This window comes from Streptomyces sp. NPDC051018, from assembly GCF_044456085.1.
GTDB lineage: Bacteria > Actinomycetota > Actinomycetes > Streptomycetales > Streptomycetaceae > Streptomyces.
The window spans coordinates 59,416-79,735 of the sequence record NZ_JBITFN010000024.1 but is presented as its reverse complement, the minus strand read 5'-3'; the positions used below and the strand labels follow the sequence as shown (position 1 = coordinate 79,735).

Genomic DNA, 20,320 nt, shown 5'->3' with positions numbered 1-20,320 from the left:
GCTCGGGGTGTCCCCCGGTCGTTCTGTGCTGTCGTTCGTCGGAAGCGGGAGTGCGGGACGGCGGGTTACGGGTGTGGCGCGGTACGGGGTGTGGCTGTGAGTCGTCGGGGTCGCCGGCCCTCTCAGGCAGGCGAGAACAGATGGTCGCTGATGAGCCGCGCCGCGCCGATCACCCCGGCCTGCGCGCCCAGTTCGCCGATCACGATGGGCAGGTTCCCGGTGGCCAGCGGCAGCGACTGGCGGTAGACCTGGGTCCGTACGGCGGCCAGCAGGGTGTGGCCGAGTCCGGTCACACCCCCGCCGATCACCACGAGTCCCGGGTTGAAGAAGCTCACGAGTCCGGCGATGACCTGGCCGACACGGTTGCCGCCCTCCCGGATCAGTTCGAGTGACGTGGTGTCACCCGCCGCCGCGGCCGCCGCGACGTCGGCGGCGGTCAGCTGCCCCGCCGCTTCGAGCCGTTCGGCCAGTTCCGGGGAACGGCCGCTGCGGGCCGCCTCCTCGGCGTCGCGGGCGAGGGCCGCGCCGCTGAAGTGCGCCTCCAGACAGCCCCTGTTGCCACAGGCACAGGCGCGTCCGTACGGGTCGACCTGGATATGGCCGATGTCACCGGCGCTGCCCGTCGTACCGCGGTAGACCTCACCGCCGACGACGATGCCGCAGCCGATGCCCGTACCGATCTTGACGCAGAGGAAGTCGCCCACGGAGCGGGCGACCCCCGCGTGCTGCTCACCGGTGGCCATCAGGTTCACGTCGTTGTCGACCATCACCGGGCAGCCGAGGTCCTGGCTGAGCGCCTCCCGCACGGGGAAGCCGTCCCAGCCGGGCATGATCGGCGGCGCAACGGGGATGCCCTCGGGGAAGCGGACCGGGCCCGGGACACCGATTCCGGCGCCGTCAAAGCCCTCCGCCAGACCGGTGGCCTTGAGCTTGGCCGCCATCGACAGCACCTGCTCGAAGACGGCGACCGGTCCCTCGCGGACGTCCATCGGGTGGTTGAGGTGCCCGAGCACCTCCAGCTCCGCGTTGGTGACGGCGACGTCTATCGAGGTGGCGCCGATGTCGACACCGAGGAAGCGCAGCTCCGGCGCGAGCCGGATGTTGTGCGAGCGGCGCCCGCCCCGGGAGGCGGCGAGCCCGTCGGCGACGACCAGGCCCGTCTCCAGCAGCCTGTCGACCTCGACGGCCAGCTTGGACCGGGAGAGATCCACCAGATCACCCAGCTGGGCACGGGAGTTGGGCCCTCCGTCGCGCAGCAGCCTGAGCAGTCGCGCCTGGTGCGCGTTGGCAGGTCGAGCGGTCATGCGTCTCAATGCCCCTCCCCTCCCCTGGCCATCGGCGTGGGGACCCATCCGGTCCTGACTGATCAGGCTTTCGAGGGGAACGTAGCAGCGCTTTCACCAAGTGGGAAGAACTTGAGCAGAGTTCCGACATAACTTTTTCCACACTCTGGACAAAGCCTTGATCGGGCGAGGACGATCAAGGCCCCCGCAAGGACCCCGCATGGGATCGTTCCGGCCGGGACCGGGCCGGGTGCCTGGCGTTGGGGTGACTGCTGGGCCGTCGGCGGCGACATCGGCGGGCGGGGCCCACCGACGGGCGCGGCTGCCCCGTACCGGTGGCCCGGTACCGGTCGGAACGGAGGTACGCCCGCGCGGCCCCGCCCCGGACGGCCGGACCGGATCCGTCTGCGGTGGCCATGTGCGCGCGGGGACGGGCGTCCGGTGGGGCGTCGACGACTCGGCGGAGGTGCCGCCACACACGCACGGGAGGGCACTGAGCCGGGGAGGTCGGGCAGGAGTACGGCCGGGCACGCGGGCGCGGTGGGCAGGGGACGGAGGCCGGGACACAGGTACGGAACCGGGCAGGGGCCAGAACACGGCTTCCGGGCTCGGGCAGGGCCGGAACGACGGGCACGCGGGCGCGGTACCGGGGCCGGAGCGGACGGCACGCGGGCCCCGGGCTCAGGGACGGTTCGTCCGCAGCAGGTCCTCCAGGCGGTCGAGGAACACCACCTGCCCCTCCACCAGCTTGTCGCGCGCGACCGCCGTCCCGGCCCACTCGACGCGGTCGATCTCCGGGAACTCCCGGACACGGCCCGAGCGCGGCGGCCACTCCATGGTGAAGGTGCCGGGCACCACCGAGGCGATGTCGAGGTCGCCCTCCAGCGCCCAGAGCGTCACCAGCTTCCCGCCCTGCTGCCGGTTCTCCCCCAGGGGCAGCCACTCGCCCGCCGGCGGTGCGAGCCCCAGTTCCTCCTCGAACTCCCGGCAAGCCGCCGCCATGGGCTCCTCGTCGGGGCCGTACTCCCCCTTCGGGAAGGACCAGCCCCGCTCGTCCCTGCGCGCCCAGAGCGGGCCTCCCATATGACCGATGAGTACCTCGGTCCCGGCGCCCCGGTCACGGAACAGGACCAGGCCCGCACTTCGCTTCGCCACCATGGCGTCAGTCTGCCGGGCGACGGCGGCGGTATGCGGACGAACCGCTCGGGGCGGTGGACGGACCCGCTCGGGGCGTGGACGGGTCCGCGCCGGAGCGGCCGGCATGAGCGCCCGGGAGCGGCGAGGGGGTCTCCGCCCGGGAACGGCGGGCGTCACGGCCCCGGAGCAGCGGGGCGTTCACCGCCCGGGAGCGCGGCGGCGGTACGGCTCAGGGGCAGCGGACGATCTGCCCCGCGTACGAGAGATTGCCGCCGAACCCGAACAGCAGCACCGGGTCGCCCTTCTTGATCTCCCCACGCTCGACCAGTTTGGCGAACGCCATCGGGATCGAGGCCGCGGAGGTGTTGCCCGAGTCGACGACATCGCGGGCGACGACCGCGTTCACCGCGCCGATCCGCTGGGCGACGGGCTCGATGATCCGCAGGTTCGCCTGGTGGAGGACGACGGCCGCCAGGTCCTCGGGCGCCACGCCGCCGCGTTCGCAGACGCGACGGGCGATGGGCGGGAGCTGGGTGGTGGCCCAGCGGTAGACGGTCTGGCCCTCCTGGGCGAAGCGCGAGGGGGTGCCCTCGATCCGTACGGCGTGTCCCATCTCGGGAACCGACCCCCACAGCACCGGGGCGATCCCCGGCTCCTCGCCCTCCTCGACCGCCTCGACGACCGCGGCGCCCGCGCCGTCGCCGGTCAGGACACAGGTGGTGCGGTCGGTCCAGTCGGTGATGGCCGTCATCTTGTCCGCGCCGATCACCAGGGCCCGCCGGGCGGAACCGGCGCGTACGGCGTGGTCGGCGGAGGCGAGCGCGTGGGTGAACCCGGCGCAGACCACGTTCAGGTCCATCACCGCCGGTGAGCCCATGGCCAGACGGGCCGCGACCCGCGCCGCGGTGTTCGGGGAGCGGTCGACGGCGGTGGAGGTCGCGACCAGGACCAGGTCGATGTCCCGGGCGGTGAGCCCCGCCGCGGCGAGCGCCTTGGCCGCCGCGTGGGCGGCCAGTTCGTCCACCGGTTCGTCGTCCGCCGCCTTGTGCCTGGTGCGAATACCGACGCGGGTACGGATCCACTCGTCGCTGGTGTCGACGAGGGCCGCGAGATCCTCATTGGTGAGCACGGTGGCGGGCTGGTAGTGCCCCAGCGCGGCGATACGCGAACCGATCATGGACGGGGTCCCCTTCTGCGGGCATGCGAAGGCCCCAGTCTTGGCGGCTACCACCTGGTAGGGCGACAGGCGACCCGACAGGATTCGCACCCAGTTTTCTGTAGGGGGCGCTACCAGGGTCGTTCGCACCGGCTCTCGATGGCGGTCCGGAGCGCCCGGGAGACCACGGCGAACCGGCTGAACGGGGCGGCCTGCGGTAGCTCGGGGACCAGATGGAGCACCGCGGCCAGGTGGCCGCGGCGGGCCGCGGTCTCGATGAGCAGCTCGGTGGAACACTCCCGCTCCTCGCCCGGGACCTTCGGCAGGCTCTCGTACTCGGCGTTCAGGTCCGCGATGTCCGACCGGGACGGGGTGCGCGGGGCCGGGAAGGCGGCGACGGGCCCGAGATGGTCCACCGTCAGACGGACGACCGAGACGGCGAGTGCGAACTCCTCCCGGGCCCGGCCTCCGGTCTTCTCGCACTCCGCTTCCCACGCGGTCAGGAACTCTTCGTACAGATCACGGCGGCGTGTGCGCCCCAGATGGACTCCCCACGTCCTGGCGTCGTCCCACGGCCCGGACCGCCACAGCGCGCGGATCTCGTCGTCCGTCCGCCCGCTTTCGAGGAGGGCCCACAGGAGCGCGAACCGGTTCTCCGACGGCGCGGTCTCCGGCAGGGCCGACTCCCGTGCGCGGGAGAACCACAGATCCGCGCGCGCCCGGTCGCCCAGCGCCTCGAACGCCCCGCCGAGCGCCGCCTCGACGACGGCGGCCTCCTCCGGCTCCCAGGGGACCACGCGGGAGTGGGGGTCGGCGTAGTCCGGACCGGCGTAGTCCGGATCGGCGTGTTCCCGTGCGACGGCGAAGACGGCCCGGGCTTCGTCGGTCCGGCCGGCGCGTGCCAGGATCAGAGCCGTTTCCGCGGAGGCCGCGATCCGGGGACCGGTCCGGGCGATCGCGGCGATCAGCTCACCGGCCAGGCCACTCGCGCCCCGCCGTGCGCACAGCCGGGCCGTCGGCCGCAGATATCTGACGGTCAAAAATTGGTCCCAGAAGCCCGGCGGCGGCATCAGGTCCAGCATCGCCCGCACCAGATCCTCGACGGTCGCACCGCCTGCGGGCGGCAACCGGACCCCGTGGTCCGCGGGCGGCCCCTCCGCATCCGGGCCCGGAGCCGTCCGGGCGCCGTCCGCGGTGTCCCCGGGCCGTGCCGCCGCCTCCCGCGCCACAAGAGGGTCCGGACCGGGATCCACAAGAGGATCCGGACCGGGACGCGCATTCGTCCTGCCACGTGGTTCCATGACGCAGAAACTAGCGCCGCCACGCGACGGCGGCCCCGATATCACGGGTGGCCGGCCGCCCTCCCCGCCACCGCGGCCCCGTCCCGTACCACCGGTACGGGACAATGAACGGCGTCAGGGCGGTCGGCAGCGCATGTGCCGGCACACGTACGGAATCGGAGCGGATCACCATGGGACGGGTCACCGAGCGCCGCCGCACCATACGTATCAGGGACGGCGCGGTCTCGGCCCGCCCGGACACACTGGTGGCGGAGGAGCCGCTGGAGATCCGGCTCAACGGCAGACCCCTGGCCGTCACCATGCGCACGCCGGGCGACGACTTCGCACTCGCGACGGGTTTCCTCGTCAGCGAGGGGGTGATCGGGGCGGCGGACGAGGTGCGGACGATCGCGTACTGCGCCGGAGCCACCGCCGAGGGCGTGAACACGTACAACGTGGTGAATGTGAGGCTCGCTCCCGGCGTCCCGGTGCCGGACTTCGGTCTGGAGCGGCATGTCTACACCACGTCCTCGTGCGGCCTGTGCGGCAAGACCAGCCTGGACGCCGTCCGTACGACCGCGCGGTTCCCGATCGCCGACACTCCCCCGGTCCGCCTCGAACCCGCCCTGCTCGCGACGCTCCCGGACCGGCTGCGGGAGGCCCAGCGGGTCTTCGACCGGACCGGAGGGCTCCATGCGGCCGCCCTCTTCTCCGAGGACGGCGACCTGCTGGACGTCCGCGAGGACGTGGGCCGGCACAACGCGGTGGACAAGCTGATCGGACGGGCGGTCGGCAGCGGCGGGCTGCCGCTCTCGCGCGCGGTCCTGCTGGTCTCCGGGCGGGCCTCCTTCGAACTGGCGCAGAAGGCGGTGATGGCGGGAATCCCGGTTCTGGCCGCGGTCTCCGCGCCGTCCTCGCTCGCCGTCGACCTCGCCGCCGAGACGGGGCTGACGCTCATCGGCTTTCTGCGGGGAGAGAACATGAACGTCTACGCGGGAGAGCACCGCGTCGCCCTGGGCACGGAGGTCTGACGGCCTGGGAGGAGTGCGAGACCTCCCTGGTCCGGGACCTCCGCGCCCAGGTGGGTCACGCGTTCATGAAGTGGTGCACGGGCAGGGCGCGTTCCACGATCCGGATGTCGCCGATCCAGCCGTGCAGCAGCTGGTCGAGTACACCCCCGTACTCATAGCCGCCGACCAGCCAGGGCAGTCCGATGCCGGTCAGCCCGTTCGTACGGGTGGCGGGGTTACGGGCCACGGGGCAGCCCTCCACGTACAGCGTGGTCAGGCGGGTGTCGTTGACCACGCCCACATGCGTCCAGACGGAGCGCTCCAGCTCATGGCTCCAGCTGGTGATCGTCCGGGGCTGGTTGAGCGGCGCGTACGCCCACTGCACCGCGGGTCCGTCCGACAGCGAGAGGGTGGCGACCATCTCGTCGAGGTCGCCCTCGGTCTTCCCGGCCGCCTTCAGCGTGCCGCGCCGGCAGATCATCGCCGACCAGGCGTGCCGGCTCGCCTGCCAGTCCTCGGGCAGTCTGACGAAGACCTCGATGGTGTAGCCGGACCGGAAGGTCTTCGTGTTGAGCGGGGCCTTGTCCGCCGTTCGCAGATACGCGCCGCGCAGCGGGGGCTTGCCGCCGTCGAAGTACAGGCTGCCGTGGCCCGGCTGGTCGGGGTGGTGGCTGTCGGACCAGCGCAGCGCGTCGGCCGGGCTGCCGGACACGGTCTCCCGCAGCAGGTCGTTCCCCTGCCCGGAGAGGTCCTTGACGCGCAGGCCGGCGTCGGCGGGGCTCCCGTCGGGGCGCGCGCCGCCCGATCCCGAGCCGTCGAAGCGCCAGTACGCGACCGTGCCGGGCACCAGCAGCTTCGACGCGGGACGGGCGGGGCGCGCGGGCACCGGCGCGAAACCGGCGAAGCGCTGCTCGAAGTCGATGGGGACGGAGAAGTTGTCCTGGGGGCCGGTCACCTCGATCTCCCGGCGCTCCAGCTCGTTGAGGTCCTCCCAGTCACGGCCGAGGATCCACGGGGAGACGGTCTCGACGTCGATGGTGTCGCGGGCGAGATCGAAGCGGTAGAGACGGATCATCGCGCTGCCGCCGTAGTAGCGGTTCTGGTAGTTGGCGATGTGCAGATGGACGTCCCGTCCCGCGTTGTTCTTCATGGTGGTGCGGGCGGCGGGCCAGTAATGGCCGTTGAGCGTGAGGAAGATCTGGTCGTGGCCGGCGATCAGCTCCTCCCACAGGCGCTTGCCGTGCGAGGAGAAGCGGGCCGGATCGCCGTACTCGTCCGCGTACACGAGATCGTGGGTGGTGAGGATCACCGGGGACTTCGGGTGCCGCGCCATGACCTCCTTCGCCCAGGCGAAGGAGGCGGCGGAGGGGCGCCAGTCGAGCGCGAGCACCAGCCACTCGCGGCCGGCCGCGCGGAAGCGGTGGTACGTGTTGTACCCGTCGGGGGACGCGCCGCCGAAGGTGGGCAGCCCCCGCAGCCGCTTCGGCCCGAACGCGTCCAGATACGGGGTGCGTCCGCGGCTGTCGTCGGTCCGCGAGTCGACGTCGTGGTTCCCCGCGACGACGCTGTAGCCGACGCGCCGCCGGTCGAGGATCTCGAAGGCGTCGCTCAGCGGGCCGAATTCCTCCTTGAGCCCGTGCTCGGTCAGGTCGCCGAGATGGGACAGGAAGACGATGTTCTCCTCCCGGCCGCGGTCGAGTATGTACCGCAGGGACGCCTTGACCGGCTCGTCCTGGATGCTCTCGCCGTCGAAGAGGTACTGGGTGTCCGGCATGACGACCACGGTGAACCGCGGGTTCTCGGGGTCGGGCCGCCAGGACGGCCCGCCGGCGGCGGGCTTGCGGGAGTCGGCCGGGGCGGCCGCGGCGACGCCCGCGCCGATGGCACCGAGCCCGGCGGCGGCCCCGGTGATCCCGGTGGCTCGGAGGATGGTACGGCGGCTTGCGGCGTTCTGGGGGCCGCTGGGCCGGTGGAGCGGGCTGCACATGGAAGGTCTCCGCGGGCTGTTGTTGTCGGTTCAATCAGCGGCCAGCCAACCTGTGTGCGGGTGCGGTTGGGGGCCACGAGGATGGCCGGGGGACGAACCCTCCATGAACGCCGACGTGTTCTCCCCCGGAGGGGACCGGTCGCGTGCGAGTGGCGGTCCCGTTGCCTGCGGGTACGGGAGCCGGTTCCGTGCGGTACGGCGCCGCCGCGGCCTCCGCCGCGGCCCGTGCGTCATGAGCCCGGGCGGGCCTCCGCCCGCCCGCCGTCCCGCGCGTGCGAGGTGGCCGGGGTCGGGCCGGGTGGGGTTCGTATGTGTCGGCGGATGGCTCGCGAGGACCGGCACAGCCCGTAGCGCGCCAGTGCATGTACCGTACAGATTTCATGGAGATTCCGGCCCGACTCACTTACCCGGGAGTCAGAAGGTCGTCCCCTCCTTCCGCATCTGCCCGGACATCTGCGTCTGACCTGTGCTGATGCCATTCGTCCACAGTTCCTGAACGGCCTCCCGCCGACAGCGGACAGTGGGGTAGCGTCGCGGCGCTGTGCGGAGCGCCACAAGGAGCAGGCCATTGCGCGAGTTCACCGTCCCACCGCTGGACGCGCCCCCTCAGGTCGGCGGGCTGGCCGACACCGTGTTCGACCATGCCCTTCAGGACCCCGGACGGGCCGTTCTCAGCCGGGGCGACGATGCCGGCGGATGGCGGGACGTGACCGCGGCTCAGTTCCGTGACGAGGTGCTCGCGCTGGCCAAAGGGCTGATCTCACAGGGCGTACGGTTCGGGGACCGGATCGCGCTGATGTCCCGTACGCGGTACGAGTGGACGCTCTTCGACTTCGCGATCTGGACCGTCGGTGCCCAGTCCGTGCCCGTGTACCCCACCTCGTCGGCCGACCAGGTCCTGTGGATACTGCACGACTCCGAGGTGACCGCCTGCGTGGTGGAGCACGAGGACCACGCCATGACCATCGGTTCGGTCGTCGACCGGCTGCCGATGCTCAAGCGGCTGTGGCAGCTGGACACGGACGCGGTGGCCCTGCTGACGGAGTCGGGCGCGCATATCGACGACGAGGTGGTGCACCGGCACCGGCGCGCGGTCACCCCGGACTCGACGGCGACCGTCATCTACACCTCGGGAACCACCGGCCGCCCCAAGGGCTGTGTCCTCACCCACGCCAACCTCATGTTCGAGTGCGACACGCTCACCGAACGCTGGGGCCCGGTCTTCCGCGCCAGGCCCGGCGACGAGCCCGCCACTCTGCTCTTTCTGCCGCTGGCGCATGTCTTCGGACGCATGGTGGAGGTGGCGGCGGTCCGCAGCCGGGTCAGGCTCGCGCATCAGCCGGAGCTGCGGTCGGACGCCCTGCTCCCGGCGCTCGCGTCGTACCGGCCCACCTTCGTGCTGGCCGTGCCGTACGTCTTCGAGAAGATCTACAGCGCCGCACGGCGGGAGGCGGAGCGCGAGGGCAGAGCCGGCCCCTTCGACAAGGCCGTCGGGGTGGCCGTGCGGTACGCGGAGGCGCTGGAGCACCGGGCGTTCGGGCTCGGGCCGGGGCCGTCGGCCGCGCTGCGGGTGCGGCACCAGTTCTTCGAGCGGGCCGTGTACGGAAGGATCCGCGCGGCCATGGGCGGCCGGGTGCGGCACGCGATGTCGGGCGGCTCGGCCATGGACCGGCGGCTCGGTCTCTTCTTCGCGGGCGCGGGCGTCACCGTCTTCGAGGGGTACGGGCTGACGGAGACCACGGGCGCGGCGACCGGGAATCCCCCGGAGCAGACGAAGTACGGCACGGTCGGCCTGCCGGTCCCGGGGACCACGGTCCGTATCGCGAACGACGGCGAGGTGTGGCTGCGCGGGCCGCAGGTCTTCTCCGGATACCACGCGGACCCGGAGGCCAGCGCCGCCGCGCTGCGCGGGGGCTGGCTGGCGACCGGTGATCTGGGGGCCCTGGACGACGACGGCTATCTGACGATCACCGGGCGGAAGAAGGAGATCCTGGTGACGTCGGGCGGCAAGAGCCTGTCGCCCGTACCGCTGGAGGAACGGGTGCGCTCGCATCCGCTGGTCGCCCAGTGCATCGCCGTCGGCAACGACCGTCCGCACGTCGCCGCGCTGGTCACCGTCGACCAGGAAGCCGTCGACCACTGGCTGACCATGCGCGGCAAGCCCGCGCTGTCCCCCGCCGAGCTGGTGCGGGACCCGGATCTGGAACGGGAGATCCGCCGGGCGGTGGTCGCCGCCAACACCCTCGTCTCCCAGGCCGAGTCGATCCGTACGTTCCGGATTCTGGCGCATCCCTTCACCGAGGAGCACGGGCTGCTGACCCCTTCGCTGAAGCTCAAGCGGAAGGCGATCGAGGCGGCTTACGCGACCGAGGTGGCCGCGCTCTACCGCTGAGCCACCGCTGAGCCACCGCTGAGCGGACACCTCCGGACACCCGGCGAACGCTACCTGACGGTTCATCAAATAACGCTGTATCAGTTATTGACGGCCCATCAGGTCCAGCCCAGAATTCGGACATCCCCGATGGGAGGGATCCACTGTGTTGCGAACCGTCCGCACCCTCGCCGCGGCCACCGCGGCGCTGCTTCTCGCCACCGCCTGCAACTCGGCGTCCACGTCGGGGGAGTCCTCCGGATCATCCGGAAAGGGCTCCTCCGTACGCGGCGTCACCAAGGAATCCATCAAGGTCGGGGGCATCGTCTCCATGACGACCGCCAGCGGCTACTCCAAGAAGGACACCGACCTCGGCGCGAAGGCGCGCTACGACCGCGCCAACGCGGAAGGCGGGGTCAACGGCCGGAAGATCGACTACCTCGGAGCCGAGGACGATGGTCAGGATCCAGCCAGAAACCTCGCCGCCGCGCGCAAACTGGTCCAGCGGGAGAAGGTGTTCGCGGTCTCCCCGATGAGTTCGGTGACCTTCTCCGCCGGGGACTTCCTCAACCAGCAGAAGGTCCCCACCTTCGGCTGGGGCACGGTCCCGAGTTTCTGCGGGCCCGAGTACATCTACGGCTTCGGCGGCTGTATGGTCCCGATGCCCGGCGGCACCATCACCCAGAGCTGGCCCGAGGGCCTGGCGCAGGTGCTGGGCGGCGCGAAGGGCAAGTCCGTCGCGATCCTCGCCACGGACAACGACGCCGGCACCTTCGCCATCCGCACTTATAAGCAGGGCTTCACCGCGGCGGGCTTCAAGGTCGACTTCGCCAAGGCCATCGTCCCCGCCACCTCGCTGCCGAACGACTGGTCCGCGTACACCAAGGAGATCCTGCGCAGCAACGGCGGCAAGGCGCCCGACGCCGTCGTCTCCGTGATGCAGACCCCTTACAACATCGGCCTGTTCACGGCGGTGAAGCGCGCCGGCTACAAGGGCGTGATCACCGATCCCACCGACTACGACCCCGGTCTGCTGGCCAAGGACGCCACGCGCCAGGCGCTGGACGGGGTGCATGTGCTGCTGTCCTTCGAGCCCTTCGAGTCGGGCAGCCCGGCCATGAAGCAGTTCAAGGAGGACATCCGCAAGGCGGCCGGCAAGGACGTACCGCTCAATATGCACATGATGACGGGCTATATGTCCGCCGACCTCTTCCTCTCCATCGCCGAGAAGGCCGGGAAGGACCTGACGGTGGAGAGCTTCCAGCAGGCCGCGAAGAGCTTCTCCGACACCGGCACGCTGGTCGGTGACCGGGCGATGCCGAAGGGGCAGCGGGAGTCGTTCGGCTGCGGCGCGCTCGTCCAGCTCAAGGACGGGGCGTACCGGATCTCCTCGCCCTTCAAGTGCTACCAGCCGATCCCCTTCAAGTAAGGGGGGTCCCTCATGGCGGATCTGCTGGGCTTCGTGCTGAGCGGGCTGGTCTCCGGTGCGCTGTACGCGCTGCTGGCGACGGGACTCGTCCTGTCGTACTCGGCCTCCGGGCTGTTCAACTTCGCACACGGCGCGACCGCGTATCTGTGCGCGCTCGCCTTCTACGAACTGCACTCCGGGTTCGGCTGGCCCGCCGTGCCCACCGCGCTCCTGCTCGTCCTCGTGGTCGCGCCCGGCATCGGCTGGGCCCTCGACCGGCTGATGTTCCGCAAACTCGCCCGGGTCGGCGAGACCGCGCAGATCGTGGCCACGATCGGTCTGCTGGTCGCGCTTCCCGCGCTGGGCCTGTGGGTGGTGGAGCTGCTGGAGCACGCGGGTGCCCCGGTGAAACCCGCGGAGAACCAGTTCGGCCTGCCGGGAGTCGGTCCCAGCCCGGCGACGTCCTGGCAGCCGCTCGACGGGGTCGGCATCGACTCCGACCAGCTCATCACCTGGGTGACCACGGCCGTGGTCGCGGTCGCGCTCTGGGTCCTTCTGCGGCACACCCGCCTCGGGCTGCGGCTGCGCGCCGCCGTCGACAACCGGGGGCTGGTCGAGCTGCGCGGTATCAGCGCCGACCGGCTCTCTTCGATCGCGTGGATGCTGGCCTCGGGGCTGGCGGGGCTGGCGGGCGTCCTCGCCACCCCGCTCCTCGGGCTCTCCGCGCACGACTACACCCTGTTCCTCTTCGTCTCGGCGACGGCTGCGGTGCTCGGGCGGTTCGCCTCGATCCCGATCGCCTTCGCCGGCGGGCTCGGGCTCGGCGTTCTGCAGAACCTGGTCGCCGGTTACGCGTCCTTCGCCGACCGGATCACCGGGTTCCGTACGGCGGTGCCGTTCCTGATCCTGTTCGGCGGGCTGCTGTTCCTGACCCGCCGCGGCCGGACCGCCGGCATCGCGGCGGCGGACGCCCCGCCGATCGACTATCTGGCGGGCCGGTCGTGGAGGCGCACCTGGGGTCCATGGGCGGTGGGCGGGCTGCTGCTGGGCCTCTCCTTCTACACCGTCACCACACCCTTCTGGAGCGGGATCCTCGCGCAGGGGCTCGCGATCTCCCTGGTCTTCGTCTCCTTCACCGTGGTGACCGGACTCGGTGCGATGGTCTCGCTGGCACAGGCGACCTTTGTGACGGGCGCGGCGCTGGTGGCGGGTCTGCTGATGAGCCACGGCTGGCCGTTCGTCGCGGCCGCCGCGATCGGGACCTGCGTGGCGGCCGTGCTCGGCGCGCTGGTGGCCCTGCCCGCGCTGCGCCTGGGCGGCCGTTCCCTCGCCCTCGCCACCCTGGCCCTGGCCTTCCTCGCGGACCAGGTGCTGTTCCAGATGGGCTGGCTGCGGAACGGGGACACCGGGTGGGAGATCCCCCGCCCGGTCTTCGGCCCCTTCGATCTGACCGACGACCGGGCGATGGGGCTGGCGCTCCTGGTCCTGGTCGCGGCGGCCGTGGCCGCCCTGAGCGCGCTGCGCAACTCCCCCTCCGGGCGCGCGATGCTGGCGGTACGGTCGGCTCCCGCGGCGGCACTCGCCAGCGGGGTGTCGGTGATCCGGACGAAGCTGCTGCTGTTCACGCTCTCGGCGGGGCTCGCGGGCTTCGGGGGCGTGATGTACGCCTCGTACAACACCCGTATCACGGCGACCGACTTCACCGCGATGACCGGTCTGATCTGGCTGGCGGTAGTGGTCGCGGCGGGTCTGCGCCGGCCGCAGTTCGCCGTGGTCGCCGGGCTGGTCTTCGCGATCATGCCGCATCTGCTGTCGGAGTATGTGACCGAGTCCGCGCATCTCCCGGTCATTCTCTTCGGTCTCGCGGGTCTCGCCCTCGCGAACGACCCGGACGGCTACTGCGCGGCCGTGTCGGTACGCCGTCACGCCCGCGCCCTCGCCAAGGGCACGGGGGCCCCGGGCACGGGAACGGTCGCAGCTGCCGGCGCCACCACAGGCGCACTGTCCGGGGCCGGGGCTGGGGCTGGGGTTGGGGTTGGAGTCGGCAACGGAGCGGCAGCCGGGGCCGGTACGGAAGCCGGTACGGTCACGGCTACCGGAACCCCGGCGGAAGCCGGTACCGGAACGGCGGCCGGAGCCGACCCGGGCGTCCTCACCGGTACGGCGGGGGACGGGAAGCCGTCACCCAATGGGAGCGGGAGCGCGTTCCCCGGCCCCGGGACCCCGGCGTCGGCCGCCGTACCGGCATCCGGGGAAGGTCCCCTGCTCAACGGCCCGGGAGCCTCCCGGGCCAACGGCTCACCGGTCGCGGATCCGGTAGCTGCAGAAGCCGCGGCGGCTGCCCGGGTGCCGTCCGCCGCCGCCCCCGTACTCCAGCTCATCGGCGTGGACGCGGGATACGACACCGCACCCGTTCTGCACGGTGTCGACCTGGAGCTCCGCTCCGGGGAGATCCTCGCCCTCCTCGGCCCCAACGGCGCCGGGAAGTCGACGATCTGCCGGGTCGCCGCCGGGGTCATCACCCCCACCCGGGGCACCGTCCGGGTCGGGGGCCGGGACGCCACCCGCGACGGCCCGGTGCTGCGGGCGCGCGGTGGAGTGCTGCTCGCCCCCGAGGGGCGGGGCATCTTCCCGTCGCTGAGCATCGAGGAGAACCTCGCCCTCCAGTTGGGCGACGCCGACGCCCGGAACGCCGTCTACGAACGGTTCCCCGGGCTCGCCGACCGGCGTACGGTCCCGGCCGGGTCGCTGTCCGGCGGTGAGCAGCAGATGCTCGCCCTCGCCCCGCTGCTCCAGCGTCCCCCGGAGGTTCTGATCGCGGACGAGCCCTCCCTCGGGCTGGCTCCCCGCGTGGTCGAGGAGGTGTTCGGGCTGCTGACCGATCTGAGGGCACGGGGCACCGCTCTGCTGCTGGTGGAGGAGAAGGCGGCCGAGGTCCTCGGGATCGCGGACACCGTGGCCTATCTCGCCCAGGGCGGTGTCTCCTGGAGCGGTCCGCGCGCCGAGGTGGAGACGGACCGGCTGACGGAGGCGTATCTGGGGCTCACGGAAGGGGTCCGGCCATGAGCGGATATGTGCTGGAGGCGTCCGGTGTGGGGGTGCGGTTCGGCGGGATCCGCGCCCTGGAAGGGGTCGGACTCGGAATCGCGCCCGGTGAGGTCTGCGGGCTGATCGGTCCCAACGGCGCGGGCAAGACCACGTTCTTCGACGTCGTCTCGGGGATCCGCCGGCCGGACGAGGGGCGGGTGCGGCTGAACGGAGTGGACATCACCCGCCGCTCGCCGGTCTGGCGGGCCCGCCACGGTATGCGCCGGACCTTCCAGCGCCAGCAGCTCTTCGGTCAGCTCACGGTCGCCGACAATCTCCTGGTGGCGCAGGAGTGGCGCGGTGGCGGCGGGGGGCTCGCGGCGGATCTGGTCGCCTCGCCCACCCGGCGTACGAGGGAGACCGCACGCCGGGCCAGGGCCTCGGCCGTGCTGCGCGACTGCGGTCTCGACGCCCTCGCCGACGGCTACGCGGGCGCCCTGCCCGTGGGCCAGGCCCGCATGGTCGAGCTGGCGCGGGCCCTGGCCGACCCTCCCCAGGTGCTGCTGCTGGACGAGCCCGCCTCGGGGATGTCCGGCGACGAACGGGCACGGCTCGCCGCCGTCGTACGGCATCTCGCGGAGGAGGAGGGCTGTGCGGTCCTCCTCGTGGAGCACAATGTGGCGTTCGTGATGGAGCTGTGCGCCCGGGTCGTCGTCCTCGATCTGGGCACGGTGCTGGCGGAGGGCACCGCCGCCGAGGTACGGGCCGACGCCAAGGTCGTGGAGGCGTATCTCGGTACCACCTGAGTCCCTGCCGTCCCCCACGGCCCCGACGATCGGATCGCGGACCGGAAACCGTTCGACGAGCGGCTCTCCCGGAGCCGTTCGAGATCGCCGGGGCCCATGGGTCGGGCGACCGGGCGCTGTTCGGGGAGCGCGGTGTCGTCCGCCGGTGCGGTCCGGGGCGCTCGGACCTCGGCGGCGGTCCCGGCGGAGGGGCGTCTCGCTGAAATGAACGTTCTATTCAATGGCATACCCCCTGCGCGGCGCGGCCGGGCGCCGACGGGCGACGGGCGCTCGGACGGGCGGTCCCGGTGCCCCGGCCGACGGCAGACGGTCCCGATCCCGGCCGACGGCACAGGACGGCAGACGGTCCCGATCCCGGCCGACCGCACAGGACGGCACTCGTCGGCGCGTCGCGGGAATGCCGTCACCGGGCCGTTCGTTCTCCTGGAACACCACGGAGTACGTGTGTGGGTACCCCGACGACGTAAGGATCCACCCCTCGTGAGCAAGGTCCCCTCCCTGACCCTCAACAACGGCCTCCGGATGCCGCAGCTCGGCTTCGGCGTCTGGCAGGTGCCCGACGACGAGGCGGCGACGGCGGTCGCCACGGCGCTGGAGGCCGGGTACCGCAGCATCGACACCGCGGCGGTCTACGAGAACGAGGCGGGCACGGGCCGCGCCGTCGCCGCCTCCGGGATCCCCCGCGAGGACCTCTTCGTCACCACGAAGCTCTGGAACGACTCCCAGGGCTACGACAAGACCCTGCGCGCGTTCGACGCCTCGCTGACGCGGCTCGGGCTCGACTACGTCGACCTGTATCTGATCCACTGGCCGAGGCCGTCCAAGGACCTGTACGCCGACAGCTACCGCGCCTTCGAGAAGCTCCTGGCCGACGGCCGCGCCAAGGCGATCGGTGTCTCCAACTTCCTCCCGGAGCACCTGGAGCGGCTGATCGGCGCGTCCTCGGTCGTCCCCGCGGTCAACCAGATCGAGCTGCACCCCCAGCTCCAGCAGCGCGAACTCCGCGAGATCCACGCCCGGCACGGCATCACCACCGAGGCGTGGTCACCGCTGGGCCAGGGCAAGGGGCTGCTGGAGGCACCGACGGTCGTCGCCGTCGCCCGCAAGCACGGGCGCAGCCCGGCCCAGGTGGTGCTGCGCTGGCATCTCCAACTCGGCCACGTGGCCATCCCCAAGTCCGTGACGCCGTCGCGGATCCGCGAGAACATCGACGTCTTCGACTTCGAACTGGACGCCGACGACCTGGCGGCCTTCGCGGCACTGGACGAGGGCAAGCGCCTGGGCCCCGACCCGGCCACCTTCGACTACGTCTGAGCAGCACGGTCGGGACCCTCTCGTACGATCACTCGGCGGCGGCAGCGCGCACCCCGGTGCGCGACGGCCGCCGCCGGGGCGGTCGGACGGCCGGTGGCGACTGAAGACACGGACCGAGGAGTACGGGAATTGAGCGGGGCCTTCACACCCGGCCGCTACCGGGTGCGCAATGTCGGCAGCGGGCTGCTTCTGGAGGTGTACGGAGGGGTCAAGGGCAGCGGCGCCGTCGTCCAGCAGGGCAAGGAGAACGGCACCGCAGCCCAGGAGTGGCAGATCGACCCCGTCCCGAACGGGAGCGGCCTGTACCACTTCGTCAGTGCGGCCAGCGGCAAGCGGCTCGATGTCGCCGACGCCTCCACCGAGAACGGCGCCCGCGTCCAGCAGTGGCGGCCCAACAACTTCGGCGCCCAGGAGTGGATCATCGAGCGCCATCTGGACGCGCCGGGCACCGTCGCCCTCGTCAGTTTCGTCAGCGGCCTGCTGCTGGAGGTCGCCGACGCCTCCACGGACGACGGCGCCCGCGTCCAGCAGTGGGAGGACACCGACTCCCCCGGCCAGCAGTGGCGCCTCGAACCCTGCGCCCAGGGGCGGTGACCGGATCCTCCGCGCTGAGCAGAACCGGGCGTACGACGGTCCCTCCCTCCTCGGTGGTGCGGCCGGCGATGGCCGGGGAGGGCTTGGGCCGACCGGGGACCGTCCACGGGGCGGGCGCCCCAGCGGCCTCCGGGGATGTGCCGTCAGCGGCGCGCCGTGTGCACCGTACGGGCGGTGAGCAGATAGGTGTCCGCGCGCTGTGTCAGACCCTGCGGGTCCTCGGGGTCGAGCAGCCGGTCCAGTACGGCGAGATCGTCCGCGTCGAGCACCCCGTCCATGGCGGTACGACGGTGGGCGAAGGTGGCCACGAGCTGTTCGCGCACGGTGAGCGGCAGCGGCGCGGGGATGTCCAGCAGGAAGGAGCGGGTCCCGCCCGGGTTGAGGCCCGCGCCGGTCAGCAGGGCCCGCCAGTCCTCCACCTCGTCCTTGGAGCCGGGCAGTTCGGCGCGCATCCTGGTGAACCAGTCCGCGGCGGCGGCGTCCATCCTGGCCTCCAGGGCCGGCCGTCCGAGCCCGATGTCACGCGGGAGATGGCGGGCCGGGAGTCCGCCCTCCACCAGCGCCAGCAGACCCCCCGGCCGCAGCAGTCCGGCGAACCCCGCGAGCGCGGCGCGCTGGTCGCCGATGTGGTGCAGCGAATCCCCCGCCCAGATCAGATCGGCCTCGCCCAGACGGGCGAGATCGCCGGGGAGTTCGGCGTGCAGAGTCCGTACACGGTCGCCGGTACCCGTGCGGTCGGCGCGGGCGCGGGCCCGCTCCAGCAGCGGCGGGTTGCCGTCCACGGCGACCACCTCGGCGTACGGGAACACCTCGGCGAGCAGCACGGTGAGCACTCCGGGGCCGCTGCCGACATCGAGGACCCGGCGGACACCGGCCGCCGGGATCAGTCCGCTCAGCCATGCGGCGGCCTGCCGGTACAGGTCGCCGTGCAGTTCGGCTCCGCGCTCCAGCTGCGGCCCCATGGCGTCCCAGTCGAACTCTGTCGTGTGGTGGTGATGACTCATGGCACCAGAGTCATGCGACGCGGCGCCAGGGGCGAGGAAAATTGCGGTTCCGGCAAAGTGGATTCCCCGTACTGGGTGCGGTAGTCACGCGGGCTGACCCCGCGGACCCTCTTGAAGGCCGCGCTCAGCGCGAAGGAGCCGCTGTAGCCGACCTTGCGCGCCACGGACTCCACCGTGGCATCCGTCGTCCGCAGCAGATCGGCGGCGAGATCCAGCCGCAGGCGGGTGAGATACGCCATCGGGGGCTCCCCCGCCAGTTCGTGGAACCGGCGCGCGAGCTGGGCCCTGGACACCCCGCACTCCGCCGCCAGCTTCGCGACCGTCCACGGCCGGGCCGGACCGTCCTCCAACAGTCCGAGCGCGCGGCCCACGACCGGGTCGCCCACGGCCCGGTACCAGCCGGGGGCGCTCGCCTCCGGCCGGGAGAACCAGCTGCGCAACGCGGTGACCAGCACCAGATCCAGGATCCGGTCGAGCATCACGCTCTGCCCCGGGTCGTCCCGCATCAGCTCCTCCTCCAGCACCGGCAGCAGCGGGCAGGTCCAGCCCTCGGCGGGCAGGTGCAGCAGATCGGGCAGCGCGTCCAGCAGCCGGGACTGGACCTCACCCGCCATCTGATACACCCCGATCTGCATGACCGATGAGCCCTCGGGGTCGTTGCCCCAGCTACGCACCCCCACGCTCATGACCTCCGCGAGCGGTTCGCCCCGCAGTGTGCGGCAGTCCCCGCCGGGACCGACGTACGCCAGCGGCTCGGTCTCCGGGGTGTCACCGATGGTGTACGGCGCCGGGCCGCGCGCGATCGCGACGTCCCCGGGGCGCAGCAGCACCGAGTCTCCCCGCTCGGGCGTGATCCAGGCCTCGCCCCTGGTCATGCACATCAGCGCGAGGGGGGCGCGGTCCTCCACCCGGACCGACCAGGGCGGCTCCATCACCATCCGCAGCAGAAACGCGCCCCGGGCGCGAGGGCCTTCGAGCAGTCCGGCGAGAGCATCCATGGCCCCAGCGTAGACGGATACATATGGCAATGAGCCTTTCACGCATGGAGAGTCCACGGGAGCCGGGCCAGTCTGGGGACATGACGCAGAATGCGAAGCAGGAAACAGTGCTGGTGACGGCGGCGACGGGCAAGACGGGGACACGCGTGACCCGGCGCCTCGACGAGAAGGGTGTACGGGTGCGGGCCGGGTCCCGCAAGGGCGCGGGCGCGAACGGGGTGGCCTTCGACTGGGAGGCGCCCGAGACATGGGCCCCGGCCCTGGCGGGCGCGACGGCCGCGTATGTGGCGTACTACCCGGACCTGGCCGCACCCGGTGCGGTCGAGGCGATGCGCACCTTCGGCCGGGAGGCCGCCGCGGCGGGCGTCGGGCGACTGGTCGCGCTCTCCGGCAGGGGCGAGCCGCAGGCGGTCGCCGCGGAATCGGCGCTCGGGGAGTCGGGTGTCGGCCTCACGGTCGTCCGGGCCTCGTTCTTCGCGCAGAACTTCTCGGAGGGACCGATGGCGGAAGGGGTCGCGAACGGGGAGATCCTCTTCCCCGCGGGCGACACGGCCGAGCCGTTCATCGACGCGGACGATCTCGCGGATGTCCTGGTCACGGTGCTGACCGAGGACCGTCACGCGGGACGGGTCCACGAACTGACCGGGCCCCGGCTCCTCACCTTCGCCGAGGTGGCCGCGGAGATCTCGCGTGTCTCGGGACGGCAGGTCCGCTATGTCCCCGTCTCCTGCGCGGACTACAGCGGGGCCGTACAGGAGATGGGCTACCCAGAGGCGGACGCGGTGTGGCTGGCGGAACTGTTCACCACGCTGATGGACGGCCACAACGCGTCGACGACGGACGGCGTACAGGAGGTACTGGGCCGCGAGGCGCGTGACTTCTCCGATTTCGCCCGCGACATCTGGGGCGGATAGCCGGTACGGGTGGGGCGTCCGGACCGGGGAA

The 20,320-nt window shown here is 72.0% G+C and carries 15 protein-coding genes; 8 read left to right on the top strand and 7 right to left on the bottom strand.

The annotated features are described in order from the left end of the window. Positions 1-122 precede the first annotated feature (122 nt). From ACIBCM_RS30340 to ACIBCM_RS30325, 4 genes are all read right to left on the bottom strand, one after another. Complete coding sequence (locus ACIBCM_RS30340; protein ID WP_399248775.1) at positions 123-1,304, bottom strand: ROK family protein; 1,182 nt, start codon at positions 1,302-1,304, stop codon at positions 123-125. Between the two features lie 660 nt (positions 1,305-1,964). Beyond that, positions 1,965-2,441, bottom strand: a complete 477-nt coding sequence (locus ACIBCM_RS30335; protein WP_399248772.1) for an NUDIX domain-containing protein — start codon at positions 2,439-2,441, stop codon at positions 1,965-1,967. Positions 2,442-2,649: 208 nt separating this feature from the next. Next, a complete protein-coding gene (locus ACIBCM_RS30330) occupies positions 2,650-3,597 on the bottom strand; it encodes a beta-ketoacyl-ACP synthase III (protein WP_399248770.1) in 948 nt (315 codons plus the stop codon). Between the two features lie 110 nt (positions 3,598-3,707). Continuing rightward, positions 3,708-4,703 (bottom strand): hypothetical protein, encoded by a 996-nt coding sequence (locus ACIBCM_RS30325; protein ID WP_399248768.1) that lies wholly within the window; start codon positions 4,701-4,703, stop codon positions 3,708-3,710. A 344-nt stretch (positions 4,704-5,047) separates the two neighbouring features. On the opposite strand from ACIBCM_RS30325, the gene fdhD reads away from it, so the two are divergent. Continuing rightward, positions 5,048-5,887 (top strand): formate dehydrogenase accessory sulfurtransferase FdhD, encoded by an 840-nt coding sequence (gene fdhD / locus ACIBCM_RS30320; RefSeq protein ID WP_399248766.1) that lies wholly within the window; start codon positions 5,048-5,050, stop codon positions 5,885-5,887. A 55-nt stretch (positions 5,888-5,942) separates the two neighbouring features. On the opposite strand, the gene ACIBCM_RS30315 is transcribed toward fdhD, so the two are convergent. Further along, on the bottom strand, positions 5,943-7,853 hold the full coding sequence (locus ACIBCM_RS30315; RefSeq protein WP_399248764.1) for a LamG-like jellyroll fold domain-containing protein: 1,911 nt from the start codon (positions 7,851-7,853) through the stop codon (positions 5,943-5,945). Positions 7,854-8,421: 568 nt separating this feature from the next. On the opposite strand from ACIBCM_RS30315, the gene ACIBCM_RS30310 reads away from it, so the two are divergent. From ACIBCM_RS30310 to ACIBCM_RS30285, 6 genes are all read left to right on the top strand, one after another. Next, positions 8,422-10,245 (top strand): AMP-dependent synthetase/ligase, encoded by a 1,824-nt coding sequence (locus tag ACIBCM_RS30310; protein WP_399248762.1) that lies wholly within the window; start codon positions 8,422-8,424, stop codon positions 10,243-10,245. 145 nt (positions 10,246-10,390) lie between these two features. Continuing rightward, complete coding sequence (locus tag ACIBCM_RS30305; protein WP_399248761.1) at positions 10,391-11,653, top strand: ABC transporter substrate-binding protein; 1,263 nt, start codon at positions 10,391-10,393, stop codon at positions 11,651-11,653. 12 nt (positions 11,654-11,665) lie between these two features. Further along, the gene (locus ACIBCM_RS30300; RefSeq protein ID WP_399248759.1) at positions 11,666-14,698 is read left to right on the top strand and encodes an ATP-binding cassette domain-containing protein; all 3,033 of its coding nucleotides are present in this window, start codon (positions 11,666-11,668) and stop codon (positions 14,696-14,698) included. Next, a complete protein-coding gene (locus ACIBCM_RS30295) occupies positions 14,695-15,465 on the top strand; it encodes an ABC transporter ATP-binding protein (protein WP_399248757.1) in 771 nt (256 codons plus the stop codon). Before ACIBCM_RS30300 ends, ACIBCM_RS30295 begins: the two co-directional genes overlap by 4 nt. A 480-nt stretch (positions 15,466-15,945) precedes the next feature. Next, positions 15,946-16,779, top strand: coding sequence for an aldo/keto reductase (locus ACIBCM_RS30290; RefSeq protein ID WP_399248756.1), 834 nt, complete (start codon positions 15,946-15,948; stop codon positions 16,777-16,779). A gap of 129 nt (positions 16,780-16,908) precedes the next feature. Then, positions 16,909-17,373, top strand: a complete 465-nt coding sequence (locus tag ACIBCM_RS30285) for an RICIN domain-containing protein (protein ID WP_399248754.1) — start codon at positions 16,909-16,911, stop codon at positions 17,371-17,373. Between the two features lie 143 nt (positions 17,374-17,516). On the opposite strand, the gene ACIBCM_RS30280 is transcribed toward ACIBCM_RS30285, so the two are convergent. Together ACIBCM_RS30280 and ACIBCM_RS30275 are read right to left on the bottom strand one after the other, a co-directional pair. After that, positions 17,517-18,377, bottom strand: coding sequence for a class I SAM-dependent methyltransferase (locus ACIBCM_RS30280; RefSeq protein ID WP_399248752.1), 861 nt, complete (start codon positions 18,375-18,377; stop codon positions 17,517-17,519). Beyond that, positions 18,374-19,375: a cupin domain-containing protein gene (locus ACIBCM_RS30275; RefSeq protein WP_399248750.1), complete on the bottom strand. Its 1,002-nt coding sequence runs from the start codon at positions 19,373-19,375 to the stop codon at positions 18,374-18,376. The genes ACIBCM_RS30280 and ACIBCM_RS30275 overlap by 4 nt, the downstream gene beginning before the upstream one ends. Before the next feature lie 80 nt (positions 19,376-19,455). On the opposite strand from ACIBCM_RS30275, the gene ACIBCM_RS30270 reads away from it, so the two are divergent. Then, complete coding sequence (locus ACIBCM_RS30270) at positions 19,456-20,289, top strand: NmrA family NAD(P)-binding protein (protein ID WP_399248748.1); 834 nt, start codon at positions 19,456-19,458, stop codon at positions 20,287-20,289. Positions 20,290-20,320: the final 31 nt, after the last annotated feature.